At 32.8% G+C, this 412-nt stretch carries 1 pseudogene; it reads left to right on the top strand.

Going from position 1 to position 412, the window contains the following annotated elements:
* A pseudogene (locus tag ACM0OP_RS24395) lies at positions 1-373 on the top strand (IS701 family transposase); the annotation flags it as partial.
* Positions 374-412 lie beyond the last annotated feature (39 nt).

Raw genomic sequence — 412 nt, 5'->3', positions numbered from 1 at the left:
ATTTGGATTTATAAAGTTGTTTAGGAAAGACTTTAAAAAAGAAGACTCTAGACACTATATTTTGTATCTTCCAGATGAGGAAAAAATCGAGGATATAACTAGAAATGAATTTGTCACAATTCATGATACTCATTGGGGAATTGAAACCTTTCATCGAGCCATAAAACAAGTATGTGGAATTTGTCGGTTCATGGTTAGAGATACTCATGCAATTAAGACTCACATCTTTTGTTCACTTCAAGCTTTTGTTAAGTTGGAGTTTATGCGCTCTGAAAAAATAATTAGCAATTGGTATGAAATACAACGAAATCTGTTTACTTTAGTTGTACGTGAGCATATTTTTGCTAATCTTAATAGCGATCGCATGAACTAGAGTGTATAGGTGATGTCTTTTGTCAATGCGTAAGTCCTA

The sequence above is a fragment of the Nodularia chucula CCY0103 genome, from assembly GCF_963923915.1.
Lineage (GTDB): Bacteria > Cyanobacteriota > Cyanobacteriia > Cyanobacteriales > Nostocaceae > Nodularia > Nodularia chucula.
The sequence above is the reverse complement of the archived record's forward strand: the minus strand, read 5'-3'. Positions and strand labels throughout refer to the sequence as shown.